15 protein-coding genes are annotated in these 17837 nt (G+C 66.3%); 8 read left to right on the forward strand and 7 right to left on the reverse strand.

Features of this window, described 5'->3' with window-relative positions; translation table 11 throughout:
- Positions 1-1043 (reverse strand): bifunctional UDP-4-keto-pentose/UDP-xylose synthase (locus AC1DP9_RS08820; protein ID WP_477107095.1); only part of this gene is annotated, 1043 nt, incomplete at its 3' end.
- 39 nt (positions 1044-1082) lie between these two features.
- Entirely contained in the window at positions 1083-2855 is a 1773-nt protein-coding gene (locus AC1DP9_RS08825; protein ID WP_477107096.1) for a glycosyltransferase family 39 protein, read from the reverse strand.
- Positions 2856-2994: 139 nt separating this feature from the next.
- Between AC1DP9_RS08825 and AC1DP9_RS08830 the strand changes: the two genes are divergently transcribed.
- From AC1DP9_RS08830 to chrA, 3 genes are read left to right on the forward strand one after another with little or no spacing between them, the layout of a single operon-like run.
- The gene (locus tag AC1DP9_RS08830; protein ID WP_477107097.1) at positions 2995-3684 is read left to right on the forward strand and encodes a response regulator; all 690 of its coding nucleotides are present in this window, start codon (positions 2995-2997) and stop codon (positions 3682-3684) included.
- Positions 3681-5075, forward strand: coding sequence for an ATP-binding protein (locus AC1DP9_RS08835; protein WP_441592687.1), 1395 nt, complete (start codon positions 3681-3683; stop codon positions 5073-5075). The genes AC1DP9_RS08830 and AC1DP9_RS08835 overlap by 4 nt, the downstream gene beginning before the upstream one ends.
- Positions 5072-6286, forward strand: a complete 1215-nt coding sequence (gene chrA, locus AC1DP9_RS08840; RefSeq protein ID WP_477107098.1) for a chromate efflux transporter — start codon at positions 5072-5074, stop codon at positions 6284-6286. The genes AC1DP9_RS08835 and chrA overlap by 4 nt, the downstream gene beginning before the upstream one ends.
- Before the next feature lie 12 nt (positions 6287-6298).
- On the opposite strand, the gene AC1DP9_RS08845 is transcribed toward chrA, so the two are convergent.
- Positions 6299-6727, reverse strand: a complete 429-nt coding sequence (locus tag AC1DP9_RS08845; protein WP_477107099.1) for a VOC family protein — start codon at positions 6725-6727, stop codon at positions 6299-6301.
- A 92-nt stretch (positions 6728-6819) separates the two neighbouring features.
- Between AC1DP9_RS08845 and AC1DP9_RS08850 the strand changes: the two genes are divergently transcribed.
- Together AC1DP9_RS08850 and AC1DP9_RS08855 are read left to right on the forward strand one after the other, a co-directional pair.
- Positions 6820-7413 (forward strand): TetR/AcrR family transcriptional regulator, encoded by a 594-nt coding sequence (locus AC1DP9_RS08850; protein WP_092295068.1) that lies wholly within the window; start codon positions 6820-6822, stop codon positions 7411-7413.
- On the forward strand, positions 7413-8054 hold the full coding sequence (locus AC1DP9_RS08855) for a DUF2459 domain-containing protein (RefSeq protein ID WP_092295067.1): 642 nt from the start codon (positions 7413-7415) through the stop codon (positions 8052-8054). Before AC1DP9_RS08850 ends, AC1DP9_RS08855 begins: the two co-directional genes overlap by 1 nt.
- Before the next feature lie 54 nt (positions 8055-8108).
- Here the strand turns inward: AC1DP9_RS08855 and AC1DP9_RS08860 are convergent, their stop codons facing one another.
- The gene (locus AC1DP9_RS08860; RefSeq protein ID WP_477107100.1) at positions 8109-9647 is read right to left on the reverse strand and encodes a catalase; all 1539 of its coding nucleotides are present in this window, start codon (positions 9645-9647) and stop codon (positions 8109-8111) included.
- Positions 9648-9879: 232 nt separating this feature from the next.
- On the opposite strand from AC1DP9_RS08860, the gene AC1DP9_RS08865 reads away from it, so the two are divergent.
- A complete protein-coding gene (locus AC1DP9_RS08865) occupies positions 9880-11364 on the forward strand; it encodes an alpha/beta hydrolase (RefSeq protein WP_477107101.1) in 1485 nt (494 codons plus the stop codon).
- A gap of 132 nt (positions 11365-11496) precedes the next feature.
- Here the strand turns inward: AC1DP9_RS08865 and AC1DP9_RS08870 are convergent, their stop codons facing one another.
- Positions 11497-11934, reverse strand: coding sequence for an OmpA family protein (locus AC1DP9_RS08870; protein ID WP_477107102.1), 438 nt, complete (start codon positions 11932-11934; stop codon positions 11497-11499).
- A gap of 34 nt (positions 11935-11968) precedes the next feature.
- Positions 11969-12982, reverse strand: a complete 1014-nt coding sequence (locus AC1DP9_RS08875; RefSeq protein ID WP_477107103.1) for a M35 family metalloendopeptidase — start codon at positions 12980-12982, stop codon at positions 11969-11971.
- Positions 12983-13454: 472 nt separating this feature from the next.
- Between AC1DP9_RS08875 and AC1DP9_RS08880 the strand changes: the two genes are divergently transcribed.
- On the forward strand, positions 13455-13763 hold the full coding sequence (locus AC1DP9_RS08880; RefSeq protein WP_092295057.1) for a hypothetical protein: 309 nt from the start codon (positions 13455-13457) through the stop codon (positions 13761-13763).
- A gap of 137 nt (positions 13764-13900) precedes the next feature.
- Here AC1DP9_RS08880 and AC1DP9_RS08885 read toward each other — a convergent pair whose 3' ends face one another.
- A complete protein-coding gene (locus tag AC1DP9_RS08885) occupies positions 13901-14974 on the reverse strand; it encodes a porin (RefSeq protein ID WP_092295055.1) in 1074 nt (357 codons plus the stop codon).
- A 302-nt stretch (positions 14975-15276) separates the two neighbouring features.
- Here AC1DP9_RS08885 and AC1DP9_RS08890 point away from each other — a divergent pair, with 302 nt between their 5' ends.
- A complete protein-coding gene (locus tag AC1DP9_RS08890; protein WP_477107104.1) occupies positions 15277-17832 on the forward strand; it encodes a penicillin-binding protein 1A in 2556 nt (851 codons plus the stop codon).
- The last annotated feature ends 5 nt before the right edge of the window (positions 17833-17837 follow it).

A 17837-nucleotide genomic window follows, 5' to 3' on the forward strand; every position in this document is an offset into this window, starting at 1 on the left:
ACCAGCGTACGCGCCTCCACCACCTTGTCGCGGTAGGCTTCGAAGATGCGGCGCAGCGCCTGCTCCATGTTCAGCTTCGGCTGCCAGCCCAGTTCTTCCATCGTGTTGTCGATCTTCGGCACACGGTGCTGCACGTCCTGGTAGCCCTTGCCGTAGAACTCGCCCGACGACGTTTCCACGATCTTGGTCTTGCGGGCCTCTTCGGCGTACTCGGGGTAGTCGGCAGCCATCTTGAGCATCATCTCGGCCAGTTCGCGCACCGAGTGGATGTTGGCCGGGTTGCCGATGTTGAAGATCTTGCCGCTGGCCACGCCGTTCTTGTTCTCGATGATCTGCATCAGGGCCGAGATGCCGTCCGAAATATCGGCGAACGCGCGCTTCTGGGCGCCGCCATCGACCAGCTTGATCGGCTCGCCCCGGACGATATGGCCCAGGAACTGCGTCACCACGCGCGAGGAGCCTTCCTTCGACTCGAAGATCGAATCCAGCCCGGCGCCGATCCAGTTGAACGGGCGGAACAGCGTGTAGTTCAGCCCTTCCTCCATGCCATAGGCGTGGATCACGCGGTCCATCAGCTGCTTGGAGCAGGCGTAGATCCAGCGCGGCTTGTTGATCGGGCCGTAGACCAGCGGGGACGCTTCCGGGTCGAACTCATCGTCGGCGCACATGCCGTAGACCTCGGAGGTCGACGGGAACACCAGGTGCTTCTTGTACTTCACGGCCGCGCGGACCATCGGCAGGTTGGCTTCGAAATCGAGCTCGAACACGCGCAGCGGGTGGCGCACGTAGGTGGCCGGGGTGGCGATGGCCACCAGCGGCAGCACCACGTCGCACTTGCGGATGTTGTACTCGATCCACTCCTTGTTGATGGTGATGTCACCTTCGGAGAAGTGCAGGCGCGGATGGTTCACGAGATCGCCGAGGCGGTCGGAGGCCATGTCCATGCCGTAGACCTCCCAGTTGGTGGTCTCGAGGATGCGGCGCGTGAGGTGATGGCCGATAAAGCCGTTGACGCCAAGAATCAGGACTCGCTTGGGATGCATGGTTTCAGACAGGAACAGAAAGGTAAGCAGGAAAGCCGGTCAGCGCGACGTCGGGCTCGGGGTGGGCACGTTGGTCACCACCACCCGGCGCCAGTCGCGCGCCACCACGTACAGCGGCAGCGTGGGCGACAGCGCCAGATAGTTCTCCGGCGACATCACGGCCATGGCGGGCTGGCCGTTGCGCCAGACCTTGGCGAACGCGGCCATATCGGGCAGCCAGCGCTCCGGCTCCACCTCGGTGCCGAAGGACAGTTCGTCCGCCTCCGCCACCATGGTCAGCGGGTGCTGGACGTAGAACGGCAGGGTGTGATCGAGCATCTTCACGCCATAGAACGGCATGCCCGGGGTGAGCTTCTGCTGCACCAGCGGGGCGATGTCCGCGCCGGACGCCGGGCCGCCCACGGTTTCATGGCCGACCAGCGCCACCGTGAAGCCCAGGTACATGCCGAGCGCATACACGGCCACGCTGGGCAGCACGCCGCGCCGCAGCAGCCAGCGCGCGGCGGCAATGCCCAGCAGCATCACCACGAACGCCGCCGCTGCCCAGATCGCATAGGCGCGATAGAAGGCGTTCGGCGTATGGTTGGCGTTGAGCGTGGCCACCACCGGGCTGGCCAGCAGGCCGCACGCGGCCACGATGGCCATGCCGCCGAGCTGGCGCCGCCAGGCGCGCACATCGAGGCGGTCCAGCGCCACGCCGGCCAGGATGCCCATCGCCGGGATCACGGGCACGATGTAGCCCGGCAGCTTCGAACGCGACAGGCTGAAGAACACGAAAATGGCGATGGCCCAGATGCCGGCCAGCAACGCCGGGCGGAAGCGCTCCGCCGCATCATCCGGCTCATCGACCGGCGGCGTACCGATGGCACGCCACAGGCGCGGGAACAGTCCCACCCACGGCAGGAAGCCGCCCACCACCAGTGGCAGGAAGTACCAGATCGGCCCCGGCCGCGAGTGGACGCCCGAGGTATAGCGCTGCCAGTGTTCGTGGATAAAGAAGAAATGCAGGAATTCCGGGTTCCGCACCGATACGAGCCAGAACCACGGCACGGCCACGGCCAGCAGCACCAGCATGCCGGTGAATACGTGCAGCCGACGCCACAAGCGCCAGTCGCGCGTGATGCCTATATAGATAACGAGGACCAGCCCCGGCAGCGCTACGCCCACCAGCCCCTTGGTCAGCACGGCGGCGCCCATCGCCGCCCAGCAGGCGAGCATCCAGCCGCGCCGCGCGCTGGCCGAAGCGGCGGGATGCTGCGCCAGCATCATGCAGGCGAGCACGCAGGACATCACGCCCGCCAGCGTCATGTCGAGGGTGTTGAAATGCGCGGCCACGCTCCACATCGGCGCCGCCAGCAGGGCCAGTCCCGTAAACGCCGCCGCGCGGATGCCGAACCAGCGCCACGTGGCCAGCATCGACATGACGATGCCAGCCAGCCCGGCCAGCGCCACGCAAAGCCGCGCCTGCCATTCGCCCACGCCCCACAGCGCGTACGTCAGCGCCGTGACCCACATGTGGAACGGCGGCTTCTCGAAGTACTTCAGCGCGTCGTAGCGGATGGTGACCCAGTCGCCGGTGGCCAGCATCTCGCGCGAGATTTCGCCGTAGCGGCCCTCGTCCGGCCCCAGCAGGTGCCGCATGCCGAGCGTGCCGAACCAGACCAGCAGCGCCACGGCGATGAACGCAGCGGCCCAGGCCATGGCTGGCGACCAGGCGCCCAGGCGCCAGCCCTCCAGCGGACGGGCCGGGGTGACGGCGGGCTGCTGAGTGGACAGGGAGGGGGACTGCGGATGAGACTGCGATTGCGGCATGCGCGCGGGGGGACTGGGTGAGACGAGCGCGCAGGTTAGGAGAGCAACCTTAATCCCACATTAAGCGTGCGACGCCGCCCGCGCGGTGCTACGCTTCACGCCGTTCCCCGTGCCGTATGCGTCCTTTTTCGCACCCAAGATGAGAATCCTTATCGTTGAAGACGACCCCATGCTCGGCGACGGCCTGCAACGCGGGCTGAAGCTCAAGGGGCATGCCGTGGACTGGTTCACCACCGGCGCGGAGGCGGAGCGCGCCATCGCCAACATGCAATACGACGCCGTGGTGCTCGACCTCGGCCTGCCCGACGACGACGGCGTGGCCCTGCTCGCCCGCTGGCGCCAGCAGGGCTGCCAGACGCCGGTGCTGATGCTGACCGCGCGGGATGCGGTGTCCAGCCGCATCGGCGGCCTCGATGCCGGCGCCGACGACTACCTGATCAAGCCCGTCGATCTCGACGAACTCGCCGCCCGGCTGCGCGCCGTCACGCGACGCAGCGCGGGCATGCCCGAGCCGGTCTGGCACCACGGCGCGCTGGCCTACCAGCCGGCTGCCCGACAAGCTACGTGGCAGGGCCAGCCCGTGGACCTGACTGCCCGCGAGGCCATGCTGCTCGAGGTGCTCCTGGCGCACCCGAGCCGCGTGCTGACGCGCGAATTCCTGCGCGAAAAGCTCTACGCCTGGGAACAGGGTTCGGAGAGCAACACGCTCGAGGTCCACATCCATCATTTGCGCCGCAAGATCCACCCCGGCATCGTCCGCACCCTGCGCGGCGCAGGCTACACGCTCGGCACGCCGGAAGCCATCGCCAGCCCCGGAGACGACGCATGACCCTGCAGCGGCGCCTGATCCTGGCCGTGCTGGTGGGGGTGGCCCTCGCCTGGAGCCTCACCAGCGTGCTGATCTACCTCAGCACACAGGAGGAGATCAACGAGCTGTACGACACCGCCATGGTGCGCATGGCCCAGCAGATGCAGGCCGTGCTGCCGCTGATCAATGTGGGCGCGGTGCCGCAGCCGCCGCCCCAGAACGGTCCCCTGCCCGGCGATGCCGATCTGGGCGACATGGGTGACGCGGGCCTGGGCGACCTCGCCATCGCCGCGTGGCGGCCCGGCGGCGAGCCGCTGCATATCGATCCGGACGGCGACCGCCTGCCCCGCGCGCCGCGTGTGAAGGGCTTCACCAACGTCTCCATCGACGGTGTGCCGTGGCGGCTCTACTACCTCGACGATCCGGTGGAAGGCTGGCGCGTCTGCGTCGGACAGATCCAGGCCGAGCGCGAGGAACTGGTGGTGTCCTACCTCCAGGCCCAGGTGCTGCCGTGGGTGCTGGGCGTGCCGCTGCTGATGGCGCTGGTGGTGTGGGCCGTGCGCGCCACGCTGCGGCCGCTGCGCGCGCTCTCCACTGCCATCGCCGCGCGCGCCCCCGGCGACCCCGCGCCGTTGGAATTGGCCGATGTGCCGCCGGAACTGGCGCCGCTGGTCGGCGCGATGAACACCCTGCTCCACCGCGTCTCGGCGCTGATCGAGCACGAACGCCAGCTCACCGCCGATGCCGCACACGAGATGCGCACCCCGCTGGCCGCGCTCAAGGCGCAGTGGGACGTGGCGCGCCAGTCGAACGATCCCGAGGAACGCGCGCAGGCCTCTGCGAACGTGGAGGCCGGCATCGACCGGCTGAGCCATCTGGTGTCCCAACTACTGACCATGAGCCGGCTCGAGGACGAGGACACGCAGCCGGTGCGCGCGGCGGTGGACTGGCGCGAGATCGTCCAGCAGGTGCTGTCCGATTGCCTGACGCTCTCCGAGCGTCGCCAGGTGGACATGGAGGTCACGTGGCCGGCGGCCATCCACCCGCCCCTGCCGGTGTGTGGCGATCCGGCACTGCTCGGCATCATGCTCCGCAACCTGATGGACAACGCCATCCGCTACAGCCCCGCCGGCACGCTGGTGACGCTGGCCTTCGCCCCAGACGCGATCACGGTGTCCGACCACGGCCCCGGCGTGGCGCCCGGCCTGCTGCCGCGCCTGGGCGACCGCTTCTTCCGGGGCGTCGGGCAGCGTGAACAGGGCAACGGGCTGGGCATCTCCATCGCCCGGCGCGTGGCCACGCTGCACGGCCTGTCATTAACTTTCGATAACCTCGCCAGCAGCGGCCGCACCGGGCTGCTCGCCACCATCCGCCCCGCCGAGGGCCAGACGCCGCCCCCCCAATCGCCATGAGTGCCGTGCCAGACCTCGAACACACAGACGCCCGCGGCAACGCCTGGGCGGTCTTCCTGATCTTCCTGCGGCTGGGGCTGACGTCGTTCGGCGGCCCGGTGGCGCATCTCGGCTATTTCCGGGAGGCCTTCGTCACGCGGCGGCGCTGGTTCAGCGAGCAAGCCTATTCCGATATCGTCGCGCTCTGCCAGTTCCTGCCCGGGCCGGCCAGCAGCCAGGTCGGCATGGTGATCGGGCTGTCCCGGGCCGGCTACCGGGGCGCACTGGCGGCATGGCTGGGCTTCACCATGCCATCGGCCATCGCGCTGATCGTGCTGGCGATGGGGCTGTCGGCCACAGGCAATCACGTGCCGGACGGCCTGCTGCACGGCCTGAAGGTGGCGGCGGTGGCCGTGGTGGCGCAGGCCGTGTGGGGCATGGCGCGTTCGCTCTGCCCGGACGCGCCGCGCCTGAGCGTGATGGCGCTGGCGGCGACGGCGGTCATCGTCGTGCCGTCGCCGTGGTGCCAGGTGGCCGTGATGCTGGCGGCGGGGCTGGCCGGCGCGCGCTGGTTCCGGCCCGCGCAGGTGCAGCCGCACGCGGCGCTGCCGGTGCCCATCGGCCAGCGTGCCGGCGCGGCCTTCCTGCTGGCGTTCGTCGTATTGCTGGTGGCGCTGCCGCTGGCCCATCGGCTGTTTCCGAGCCAGCCGTTGGCAATGTTCGATGCCTTCTACCGGGCCGGCGCGCTGGTGTTCGGCGGCGGCCACGTGGTGCTGCCGCTGCTCCAGGCGGCCGTGGTGCCTACGGGCTGGGTCGACAACGACACCTTCCTGGCCGGCTATGGCGCCGCGCAGGCCGTGCCGGGCCCGCTGTTCACGTTCGCCGCCTTCCTTGGCGGCGCGATGCAAACGGCCCCCTCAGGATGGGCGGGCGGCATGCTCTGCCTCGTGGCGATCTTCGCGCCATCGTTCCTGCTGGTCTTTGGCGCGCTGCCGTTCTGGGAGCGGCTGCGCCGCAACGCCGGCACGCAGGCGGCGCTGGCCGGGGTGAACGCCGCCGTGGTCGGCCTGCTGGTGGCGGCGCTGTACTCGCCGGTCTGGACCAGCGCGATCCACGCCCCGGCGGACTTCGCGCTCGGGCTGCTGGCACTGGTGGCCTTGGCCGCGTGGCGGCTGCCGCCGTGGGCCGTGGTGCTGGCCTGCGCGGCGGCAGGCTGGGCGCTCGGGGGCTGAAGTATCGAGGTATTAGCCCGGCAACGCGCTGGCGTCGTACATCGCCGCGAACTCGGGGCTCGGCGGAATGGGCTGGATGATGTCCAGCATCACGCCGCTGGGGTCCACGGTAATGAAATGGCGCTGGCCGAACGCTTCATCGCGCAACGGCAGCAGGATCGGCAACCCCGCCGCCTGCATGCGGGCGTGCACCGCGTCCACATCCTCCACTTCGAAGTTGAGCAGCAGCCCCGCCGCCCGCTGGCCGCGCGCCGGGGTGGGAATCGTCTCATGCGTGCAATCGAGAATGGCGAGGTTCGTGCGCGCGTCGGCGTTGGACTGCAGGTGCACGTACCAGTCGCTCTCGAACAGCGGGCGGAAATCCACGTGCTGCGTGTAGAACGCCACCGTCTCCGCCACGTTCGTGGTCATGATCACCGGGTAGTAACTCGTTGTTTTCATCGCAAGTCTCCGTTGTGGCGCGCCGGCCGGGCGCGGATCGCATAACATACAGCCTGTATCTTTCCTGAATTTATAACATACAGGCTGTATGTATGCAAAGTAAAAAGACCCGTTCGAACCAGGAACGGACAGAAGCGACGCGCGCTGCCCTGCTATCCGCCGCGCGCAAGCTGTTTGTCGAAAAGGGCTATGCGGCCACTTCCACGCCCGAGATTGTGGCGGCGGCAGACATCACGCGCGGCGCCCTTTATCACCATTTCGCGGACAAGCAGGACCTGTTCCGCGCCATCCTGGAGGAGGAGGCGCGCGCCGTGGCCGGGGAGATCGAGCTGGCCGCCCCGGACGCGCTGCCGGTGCGCGCGGCCTTGATCGCCGGCAGCGAAGCCTATCTGGCCGCCATGACCGTGCCGGGCCGCACCCGGCTGTTGCTGATCGACGGACCGGCCGTGCTCGGCACCGAAGCGATGTTCGCGCTCGATGCCGCCCACGCGGGCCGCACGCTGCGCGAGGGTCTGGCGATGGCGGTCGGCCACGGGCTGCCCGGCGGCACGCCGATCGATGCGCTGGCCGCCCTGCTCTCGGCCGCCTTCGACCGCACCGCGCTGGCCATCGCATCCGGCGCGGACGCCAACGCATTCCGCGCGGCGATGATCGGCATGATCGAACGGACAGTGGCGCCATCGTGATGCGCGCGTGGCGGTGGCTCGTCGGCAGCGCAATGGCCGCCACGCTGGCAGGCTGCAACGCCACGCCTGCTGCCGCCCCGGTCACGCCGGTCACCACCATCGACGTCGTGGAAGGCGACTGGCACACCGAACTCTGCATCCGCACCGAGGACGCCGATGCGCGTCTGCTGCGGCTGACCGTGGGCTACGCCGGCTCGCGTTTTCTTTGTTTTGGATTTGGGGATCGTCAATACCTGCTGAGCCGCGAGCGCGGCCCGATGACGCTGATCTCGGCGCTGTTCCCCGGAGAAGGCGCCATCCTGCTGACGATCCTGCGGGATACCCCAGCGGCGGCCTACGGCGCCGGTAACGTGGTGCGGCTCGCGCTCGACGAAGCCGGCATCTCGCAATTGCGCGAGTTTCTTGGCGATGCGGTGCAGACGGACGCGTCGGACAAGCCCATCGGCCTCGGGGATGGTCCCTACGAAGGCGGCCTGTATTTCGCGGCCACGGCCACCTACGCGGGCTTCTACACCTGCAATACGTGGACCGCGCACGCCCTGCGCACGGCCGGCGTGCCGGTGCGCGGGCCGGTGCTGTTTGCCGAAGGGGTGATGCGGCAGGTGCGCGAGATTGCGGCGGCGGCCCCGGAGGCGCCCTGAGACAGCTAGCGGGGCCGCCGCCCGCCGTTCTCCTAACGGCGTGGCCTCACGCCATCAGTCCTTCAGCAGCGCGGCGCGTCGTTGCACATCGGCAAGATCGCCGCTGACCGCCTTGGTCAGCCGCTGGCCATAGTCGGCATCGGCCTTGTAGAAGTGGCTAAGCATGATCTGCTTCACTTCCGCATGCTTCACCACGCCGAGGTCGGCCGCCAGGTTGCCGATCAGGTTCTCCTGCCCCGATTTGGACAACTTGCGATAGTAGTCGCCGGCTTGCGTGAAGTTGTCCGTGCGAGCGATCGGCGCCTGCTGGGTCGTGCCCGCCAGCGGCGTGCGTGCAAAGCGATAGTGCGGATTGTCGGAATACGCCCCGGCCATCCGCGACGGCTGGTAGTTGATATCGCCCGTCGTGCCGCCGATATCGCCATGCCCGTCGCTGTTGTAGTTGCGGACCGCCACGCGCGGACGGTTGACCGGCAGCTTCTGCTTGTTGGCGCCGAGCCGGTACGTCTGCGCGTCGTAGTACGAGAACAGCCGGCCCTGCAGCATGCGGTCTTCGGACGGCTCAATGCCCGGCACGAGGTTCGACGGGGCGAAGGCCGACATCTCCGAGGTCTCGAAGAAATTCTCCGGCACGGTATTCAGCGTCATGGTGCCGAGCTTGCGGAACGGCACGTCGGGCCAGACCTTGGTCGAATCGAGTGGATCGAATCGATATTTGCCGAGATCCTCGGGCTTCATCAGCTGCACGTAGAAGTCCCATTTCGGGAAATCGCCACGCTGGATGGCCCCGAACAGGTCGCTGGTGAGGTTGTTGAAGTCGGTGCCCTGGATCTTCGCGGCCTCTGCCCGGGTGAGATATTTCTCGCCCTGGTGCGGACGCCACTGGAACTTGGCGTAGTGCACCTCGCCCTTGGCGTTGACCAGCTTGTACGCGTGCACGCTGTTGCCCTGCATCATCCGGTACGACGCCGGGATGCCGAGGTCCGAATAGAGCTGCGTCAGCATATGGGTGCTCTCCGGCACGCTGCTGAAGAAGTCGAAGAAACGGTTCGGATCCTGCAGATTGGTCACGGGCGACGGCTTCAGCGAGTGAACCATGTCCGGGAACTTGATCGCGTCACGGATAAAGAAGATGGGCGTGTGGTTGCCCACCAGGTCCCAGTTGCCCTCTTCCGTGTAGAACTTGGTGGCGAAGCCGCGCGGATCGCGCACGGTCTCGGGCGATCCCTTGCCGTGGATCACCGTCGAGAACCGCACCGTGACCGGCGTGCGCTTGCCAGCCCCGGCGAACACCTTGGCGGTGGTCAGGTCCGAAAAATCGCCTTCGGACACAAATTCTCCCTGTGCTGCAGTGCCGCGTGCGTGCACCACGCGCTCGGGAATCCGCTCCCGATGGAAGCGCTGGAGCTTCTCGATCAGGTGGACGTCCTGCAGCAGCGTGGGACCGTTCGGGCCGGCGGTCTGGGAGTTCTGGTTGTCGCCGATGGGCGCGCCGTTGTCGCGCGTCATGGTCTGGGCACCGGCGGAGAGGGAAAACAGGGCAGCAAGGCCGTAAGCGACGGGTCTGAGTGCGAATCGTCTGAATCGAGCCATTTTGTGGGTCCTCGGAAATGCCTGAAAACAGGCAAGTGAGGGGGCGCCGCGCCATCTTATTTGGCCCGCCTGCCACGGCGCCAATTGTGATGTTCAATGACCCTGATGCATTGCATCAATCGATGCGCCGCACCATTTCTTACACCCGTTTGAGATGTTGGATGCCGCGTGCGCCAGCGCTACAGTGACGCGGCTTCACTTATCGAATAAAAACGAATTCCAAGGAGACATCATGCATCGAGCTGTTTCGCAGGCAGCCCTGTTCGTCGTGGCCGGCCTCCTCTTGTCGGGATGCGGCGGTAGTGACGATCCACCACCTGCTCCGCCTGTCGCCGAAACCCCGCCGCCCACCGTGCAGCCCGAGGACGCGCGGCCGCAGGACACCCGCACGTTCACCATCGACACCGCCGCTGTGACGCAGAAATTTACGCCGATGGCGGGCGCACCCGCCGCCGACCGCTGGTCCGGCGTGCTCGGCAAGGCCGGCTACATGGTCGAGGTGCCCGCGGCCTGGAACGGCAAGCTCGTGATGTATGCGCATGGCTACGCCGGCACCGGCAACGCGCTCGACGTCAATCCGCCGAGCATCCGCCGTCACCTGCTGGAAGCCGGCTACGCCTGGGCCGCGTCCAGTTATTCAACGAATTACTATGACGTGCGGGCAGGCGTGGAAGACACGAACGCGCTCGCGCTGGCCTTCGTCGACATCGCCAAACAGAACGGCCGCACGCTGGCCGCGCCGACGCGCGTGTACATCATCGGCCATTCGATGGGCGGCCATGTCAGCGCGGCAGCCGTGGAAACCGAGACGATCGCCACGGCCAACCACAAGGTCACGTACCACGGCGCGGTGCCGATGTGCGGCGTGGTGGGCGACACCGAGCTGTTCAACTACTTCGGCGGCTACCAGACCGCCGCCCAACTGCTGGCCAACGTGCCGGCCACGTCCTGGCCCGTGAGCAACTGGGCGCAGATCGTGACCTCGGTGCAGGCGGCGCTGTTCACCACCTACCCGGTCACCAACACGGGCCAGGGCGAGAAACTCCGCCAGATCGTCAAGAACCTGACAGGCGGCGAGCGGCCGATGTTCGCCATCGGCTTCAGCGGCAGCCCCGCCTCCAAGAGCCTGCAGGACGCGGTCTGGAGCACCTTCGGCCAGGATGGCACGGTCAACGGCGTGCTGACGCAGAACGTGGTGGACACCACCGGCCTGACCTTCCAGATGGATGACGACGCGGCGCTGACGCCCGAGGAGCAGGCGATCAACACCTCGATCTTCCGCGTGAAGCCGGTGGCCGACGCCAACCGCCTGCGCCGCGACGGCCTGCGCTGGATTCCGAAAACGGCCGCGCAGATCAGCGTGCCGGTGCTGACGCTGCACACGCTGGGCGACATGTACGTGCCCTTCAGCATGGAGCAGATCTACAAGCGCCGCGCGGACGCCAACGGCACGGCGAAATGGCTGGTCCAGCGCGCGATCCGGGGCATCAGCCACTGCGATTTCACCGTGGCCGAGCAGGTGCGCGCGTTCGACGACATGGTGGCCTGGGAGCAAACCGGCACCCCTCCCGCCGGCGACGACGTGCTGACGCCATCGGTGGTGGCCAACGCCAACTACGGCTGCAAGTTCACCGACAACACGCTGGGGGCGGACGACTCAGACACCAACAAGGCCCTGCGGCAGGGGGCGGCGATGGCGGCGCCTTGTACGCCGTAGGTTTGGGAGAACGAAGGATTAACAGAGCCGTCTTTGAGGCGGCTCTGTTTTTGGCGGCGAGGATCCCCGCTATCAATGCCGTTCGCCGCAATATCCAGGTGATATTGCGGCGAACTGGGGGCGAACCGGGGTCTACCTGGCAGCCTCCTCCGCAGCCCGCCACGCAGGGCAGCATTTCTCGTCGCGGCAGCAATAGTTCGGACAACGCGCATCCACATCGATCCGCACAAGGTCCGGACCGTAATGCACGGACGCCGCATAAATGGGCCGGAATTCCGTGTCCTTCACATTATTGGCACTGAGGCCGAATTTCAGCAGCAGATTGCGAACCTGTTCGACCCTGGCCGTTGCCAGTTCACGAGATCCATCCTCGCTTTCCCAAGCCGTCAGGTACACGTCGAAACCTGAGAAGAAATACTTCCGGGTTGCGATTCGCCATTCGACGAATCGCTTGATCTCCTTCGCGGTTACCGTTGCGGATCCCGGTTCGAAGTGAACGCGATATTGCCTCTCATAGACGATGCAGGCAGCGACATTCAAGCTTGTTAGAGCGAAGATGAAAGCTGCCATTAGTTTTTTCATATTTACCATGATTACGATGCCGTTAATCGGAGACATTCGATATGTATGCAGCAATGCTGTCGGAATTATTAAATAGAAATTTATTTCGATACTTTGATAGTAGGCGGGAAATCTTGATACTCGAATAGGTATCCGCGCTATCCATCGCGGCGGGAAAATGAGAAACTTCATGAACAAAGACCGTGACCATGCTGTCGTCAGGCTCCACCACACCTCTATGGCGGATGGCTTCGATCGGTAAGTAGCAATATGTGACACCGATAAAAATCGTAAACGTCTTGTCGGCCTTGCATACGCTTGCCCACGCCGGCTCGTCCCCTTCTCTCGCCGCCGGGATACAACCTACTTTACGCATGACTTCTTCGCTGAAGCGGCAGAAATTCCGTTCTGTCAACCCGAGGGAGAGTTGCCGAATTCGCTGAATCCCCTCGCGCAGGCGCTTTCGAATATCCGGGGTAGCGTCCACAAACCACATGCGAACCCGTTCCTGATCCGCCTCGTTCCAGCGTTGCAACTCAATCAACCGCTGGTCCATATGCGCAACGGCGATGTCACGAACCCGCAATACCGTGGCATGGAATTCGGCATTGGTCATATTGGGGCAGATCATCGTCGGGTCGGCCGCGTAGGCGGCGCGACTCGAAGCATCGGGGCGGGCTTCACCGCTAGGCTCACTCGCCAGCTTGTTGTGGGCTTGCGGTTTTTCCGATGTTCCCCCCACATGCTCACCGGCGCGCCCGCCGCTCGTGACCTCCGTTGACATCGTGTACTGCGATGCAAACACCCGCGGCTTTTCCTTGCATTGGCAATACACGCGCGCGCCTTCCACCAGCACGGATTTCCCCATGTCGGTCCAGCGCGGATCGCAATCGTTGTAGACGGGACCGCCGACCTTGCAGGCGGGGCACGTGGCGTGATCCCCTTCCAGACCAAGGCGTTTGCCCATGTTTGTAGAATCGCTGGTGGCGATCAGCCAGCCACCAGTGCCGGTGCGGCTCGCCCCATCCAGCATGTGCCGCTTGTCGTTTCGCATCATGTCCTCTTCCATTCATGGTAAGAGCACACAGCATCACGTGACGCGATTGAGGCGGTCTATAGCAGTTCTCTGAATTCGCGCGGCGTGCGGGGAGTTTCCCGCCGCGGCTTCCGAATCGTCGTGGGACTGCAATGGAAATGTGCCGGCGCACAAACAAATAGAGCCGTCCTTAGGACGGCTCCGATTCCCCGCTTGCTTGGCAATCCACCCGGCCCATCCCGGTAGCTCTATGGCTTGCCGTGGATATCGGTCAGGCGGTGTTTTGTCGGGCCCGTGGCAACCCCTCCGGTCGCATTATTCAGTGCGATATATACAGCGGACGCGACAAGATGACATTCTGCGCACGCAATATTTCCGTAATAAGTCGCAGTGGGGCAGCATCGCGCACATCCACTGTCTGCTGACGCAAATTTCGAAAACTACGCGACCTGATCCATCGTTAGAATGAAACGGCCCTTAACTCGGAGTTGCCATGAAACGCCATCCCATTGCCGTGACGGAAACGACACCAGAGGGCCTAGCTGCCCTCGTCTATCACCTTGCCCATGGTGCCAGCCAGGGGCAACTCGACCCGGAATTCGTGCGTAAGCTTGCCAAGCGCGTTGGCAAGGAGCTGGAGGCCATGGAAGCCGCCGACATGCTGTCGCCGCACGACAAGACGCAGTTGCATCAGGCCATCAACACGCTGTGCCACACCGCTGAAGCCGAAGAGGGTGCGATGTTGACCAAGGCGCTGGAGCGCCTGCGCGCCGAGGACGCGAGCCACGCCCGTCCCATCTGATCCAATTTCGCGCCGCCCCCAATACCGAACACAAAAAGCAGAACGCCCCTTCCCGCCAAGCCGGGCAAGGGGCGTTGTGCTTTCCGGCAGGACGAGGGGAAAGGCCTCGCCTGCCGGCTCTCGCTCAAGCGTGGTGCTTAGAAGCGATGACGCACGCCGACGACTGCGCCGGTCTGGTTCTGGCCGGCCACAGCCGTGCCAACACCGCTCAGGCCCAGGTTGGACGTGCCCTTGTTGCGCACGTAGCCAACGTTCAGGTAAGCGTCCGTACGCTTCGAGAACGAGTAGTCGGCCGACAGGACAAACATCCACGGATCGTTGCCGCTGTCGTTGGCATCGGTGTAGTACGCGGCGCCGGTCAGCGACAGGGCCGGCGTCACGCGGTACAGGCCGCCGAGCCAGTAGACGTTGCTGCGGGTCGCTGCCGTGGCTGCGGTAGCGATGCCGTCGTCGCGCATCCAACGGTAGCCGGCAAACACCTTGGCCACGCCGAAGTCGTACGACGAGCCCACGGCCAGGCGCTTGGCAGCGCGGTCGGACGTAGCCGACGTGGCGCCCTGGTACTGGTCATACGCCGTGCCGATCGAGAAGCCGCCGGCGGTGTAGGCCACGCCTGCGCCCACGTTGCGGCCAGCCTTGTAGTCGCCCGGCAGTTCGCCCGGCGAGCCAGCCACGGCGTCACGGCCCGTGCTGTAGAAGGCCGTGGCGGTCAGGCCGCCGAACTTGCCGGTGTACTTCAGGGCGTTGTCGGCGCGGCCGTTGAAGCCCGAATCGACGCTGTTCAGCGAGTAGCGCGGGCCCACGCCCATCGGGTCATAGGCACCGAACAGGTCGTACAGCGAGTTCTGCTGGCGACCCAGGGTCACGGCGCCGAAGCTGCCTTGCAGGCCGACGAAGGCCTGGCGACCGAACAGGCGGTTGCCCTGGCCGGACACGCCGGTGTCGATATCGAAGCCCGATTCCAGGGTGAAGATGCCCTTCAGGCCGCCACCGAGGTCTTCCACGCCACGCAGGCCCCAGCGCGAGCCGGACAGGTTGCCCGAGTTCATGCGCACGGCCGTCTGACCATTGCCGCCCGGCACGTGGGTCGCCACTTCTACGCCGGCGTCGACAATGCCATACAGCGTGACGTTGGATGCGGACTGGGCGAGGGCTGCGCCGGACGTTGCGCAGGTAGCGGCTGCCGCCAGGGCAAATAGAGCTTTCTTCACTGTGGTTTCTCGTTTTGTTAAGACATTGAGATGCTTCCCCGTTCCGGTCGCGGCAGGCGCGCGGCGGCGCCGTGCTGCACCAGATGCCCGTGCGGGTCTTTGGGGGGCGAGGCGGATTGTTACAACCCAATATGAAATGAATGTGTCGTAGGCATTACTGCAACACCCCACTACCGGGGGATACGCGCACGCAAAACATGCAAAATCCGGGTTTTCCCGACCCGGGTTTTGGTAGGATTCACACCTTTCGAGATTGGCGTGTGAGCGGACCGGATGTGATGCGGACGCAACATGCCTGCGTCATGCCCCTGGACCCCATCAGAAGACCTATCAAGCCAAGGCTTGCCGCCCCGCTGGCTCGACTGCGCACCCACCTGCAATCGCGGTGGCTGCCAGTCCTGCAATCGGCAATCCAGCGGCTGCGCCGGCCCACCCGGCGCGAAGTCCTGCTGGGCGTGGCGGCCATCCCGGCGCTGTTCCTGCTTTATCTGCTGGTCCTGATTCCGTTCACGCCCGGCATCAGCGACATCCGCAAGGCCAAGTCCGAACAGCCAGCGCAGGTGCTCTCCGCCGATGGCAAGGAGCTGGCCGTCTACCGCTGGGCCAACCGCGACTGGGTCGGGCTCAAGGACATTTCCCCCCATGTCGTCGATGCGCTGATCGCCACCGAGGACCACCGCTTCTACCAGCACCACGGGCTGGACTGGCGCCGCACCGCCTCCGCCGCGTTCCACACCTTCTCGGGCGACCGCCAGGGCGGCTCCACCATCACGCAGCAGCTGGCCCGCAACCGCTATCCCGAAGACATCGGCCGCGCGCCCACCATGACGCGCAAGCTCAAGGAAGCGATCACCGCGTTCAAGATCGAGGCGCTGTATTCCAAGGACGAGATCCTTGAGACGTATCTCAATACGGTGCCCTTCCTGTACAACGCGTTCGGCATCGAGATGGCCGCACGCACCTATTTCGACAAATCCGCCGACAAGCTCGACGTGCTGGAAGCCGCCACGCTGATCGGCATGCTCAAGGGCAACAGCTACTACAACCCGGTGCTGAACCCCGAGCGCGCGCTGGAGCGGCGCAACATCGTGCTGGCGCAGATGGTCAAACGCGGCAAGCTCGATGCCGGCCGCTTCGAGACGCTCAGGAAACGGCCATTGCGGATCGACTTCGAGCGCCAGACCGAGGCCCCCGGTCCGGCCGCCCACTTCGCCCAGCAGCTACGCAAATGGCTGATCGGCTGGGCCGATCGCAACGACTACAACCTCTATACCGATGGGCTGGTCGTCCGTACGACCATCGATTCGCGCCTCCAGGCCATGGCCAACCAGGCGGTCACGCGCCAGGGCAACCAGCTTCAGTCGATTGCCAACGCGGCCTGGGCGCCGCGCGCGGGCTGGGCGGAAAGCCGGGCGCTGGTGCAGGCCTTCGTGCGGGAGACGCCCGAGTTCCGCAGCGCCGTCGCCAGCGGCCAGAGCGAGGAGGACGCGCTCAAGCGTCTCTTCGCCGACCGCGCGTTCATGCAGGCGCTGCGCCAGCAGAAAACGCGCGTGCAGGCCGGCTTCATGGCGCTGGACCCGTCCACGGGCGCCATCCGCGCCTGGGTCGGCAGCCGGGACTTCACGGTCGATGCCTTCGACCACGTGGCCCAGGCGCGCCGCCAGCCGGGCTCCACGTTCAAGCCCTTCGTCTATGGCGAAGCCTTCGCGCACGGCCACGCCCCCGAGGAAACGCTGTTCGACAACCCCGTGGAAATGCAACTGGCCGGCGGCGAGATCTGGCGCCCGACCGACGAGTCCCCCGCCACGGGCCGCGCCCTGAGCCTGCGCGACGGGCTGGTCTATTCGAAGAACACCATCACCGCGCAACTGGTGCAGGCCGTGGGGCCAGACCGCGTGGCGCGGCTGGCGCGGGCCATGGGTGTGCGCGAGAGCAAGCTCGATGCCGTACCGTCGCTGGCGCTGGGCACCAGCCCGGTCACGCTCAAGGAGATGGTGTCGGCCTACGGCACCATCGCCAACGGCGGCCTGTACATCGCACCGACCATGGTCACGCGCATCGAGGACCGCGAAGGCAATGTGCTGGCGCAGTTCCGCGAGCCGTCGCCCGAGCGGGCGCTGTCGGCCACGGCCACCGAGACGCTGGTCGATGTGATGCGCGATGTGATCGACCGCGGCACCGGCACCGCCATCCGCAGCCGCTACGGCATCCGCGCCGACGTGGCCGGCAAGACCGGCACCACGCAGGACAACGCCGACGGCTGGTTCATCCTGATGCATCCGCAGTTGGTGGCGGGCGCCTGGGTGGGCTTCAACGACAGCCGCGTGACGCTGCGCAGCGACTACTGGGGCCAGGGCGCCCATAGCGCGCTGCCCATCGTCGGCGATTTCTACCAGCGCGCGCTACGCACGCGGGTCATCGACGGCCGTGCGCGGTTTGCCGAGGCGGACGAGAAGACCTGGTACACGTCGATCACGGGGCAGGTGCGTGGCTGGTTCCAGCGGCTGTTCGCTTCGAACAAGTCCGATCAGGCGCCGGCCACCCCGCGCCCGTCGCCGCGCCGGCCGGTACTGCCGGCCACGGAGGCGGAGGCCATGCCATCCGGAGGTGCGGGAGGTTCGGGGGGATCTGGTGCCTCTGCGGCGATGGCTGGGAACAGTCAGGCAGGCGGGGCAAATACCGAGCACGGGGAAGCCGCCGAGCCCGGCATGGCGCTCGATGCCAATGAAGTCGTCGAGGTCATCCCGGCATCGGAGCCGGAACCGGTGATGGCTTCTGCGCCAGGCGCGCCGATCGGACCCAGCGCACCCTCCCCGCTCCCTGCTGGCCCGTCAATGGCGCCGGCGCCCGTCCGCTAAGGACG

Source organism: Cupriavidus sp. 01L43, from assembly GCF_056399925.1.

What these genes read in the sequence shown, in the direction of transcription:
- AC1DP9_RS08825 (WP_477107096.1), bottom strand. Translation starts at nt 2,855, where the DNA reads ATGCCGCAATCGCAGTCTCATCCGCAGTCCCCCTCCCTGTCCACTCAG.
- AC1DP9_RS08830 (WP_477107097.1), top strand. Translation starts at nt 2,995, where the DNA reads ATGAGAATCCTTATCGTTGAAGACGACCCCATGCTCGGCGACGGCCTG.
- AC1DP9_RS08835 (WP_441592687.1), top strand. Translation starts at nt 3,681, where the DNA reads ATGACCCTGCAGCGGCGCCTGATCCTGGCCGTGCTGGTGGGGGTGGCC.
- chrA (WP_477107098.1), top strand. Translation starts at nt 5,072, where the DNA reads ATGAGTGCCGTGCCAGACCTCGAACACACAGACGCCCGCGGCAACGCC.
- AC1DP9_RS08845 (WP_477107099.1), bottom strand. Translation starts at nt 6,727, where the DNA reads ATGAAAACAACGAGTTACTACCCGGTGATCATGACCACGAACGTGGCG.
- AC1DP9_RS08850 (WP_092295068.1), top strand. Translation starts at nt 6,820, where the DNA reads ATGCAAAGTAAAAAGACCCGTTCGAACCAGGAACGGACAGAAGCGACG.
- AC1DP9_RS08855 (WP_092295067.1), top strand. Translation starts at nt 7,413, where the DNA reads ATGCGCGCGTGGCGGTGGCTCGTCGGCAGCGCAATGGCCGCCACGCTG.
- AC1DP9_RS08860 (WP_477107100.1), bottom strand. Translation starts at nt 9,647, where the DNA reads ATGGCTCGATTCAGACGATTCGCACTCAGACCCGTCGCTTACGGCCTT.
- AC1DP9_RS08865 (WP_477107101.1), top strand. Translation starts at nt 9,880, where the DNA reads ATGCATCGAGCTGTTTCGCAGGCAGCCCTGTTCGTCGTGGCCGGCCTC.
- AC1DP9_RS08870 (WP_477107102.1), bottom strand. Translation starts at nt 11,934, where the DNA reads ATGGCAGCTTTCATCTTCGCTCTAACAAGCTTGAATGTCGCTGCCTGC.
- AC1DP9_RS08875 (WP_477107103.1), bottom strand. Translation starts at nt 12,982, where the DNA reads ATGATGCGAAACGACAAGCGGCACATGCTGGATGGGGCGAGCCGCACC.
- AC1DP9_RS08880 (WP_092295057.1), top strand. Translation starts at nt 13,455, where the DNA reads ATGAAACGCCATCCCATTGCCGTGACGGAAACGACACCAGAGGGCCTA.
- AC1DP9_RS08890 (WP_477107104.1), top strand. Translation starts at nt 15,277, where the DNA reads ATGCCCCTGGACCCCATCAGAAGACCTATCAAGCCAAGGCTTGCCGCC.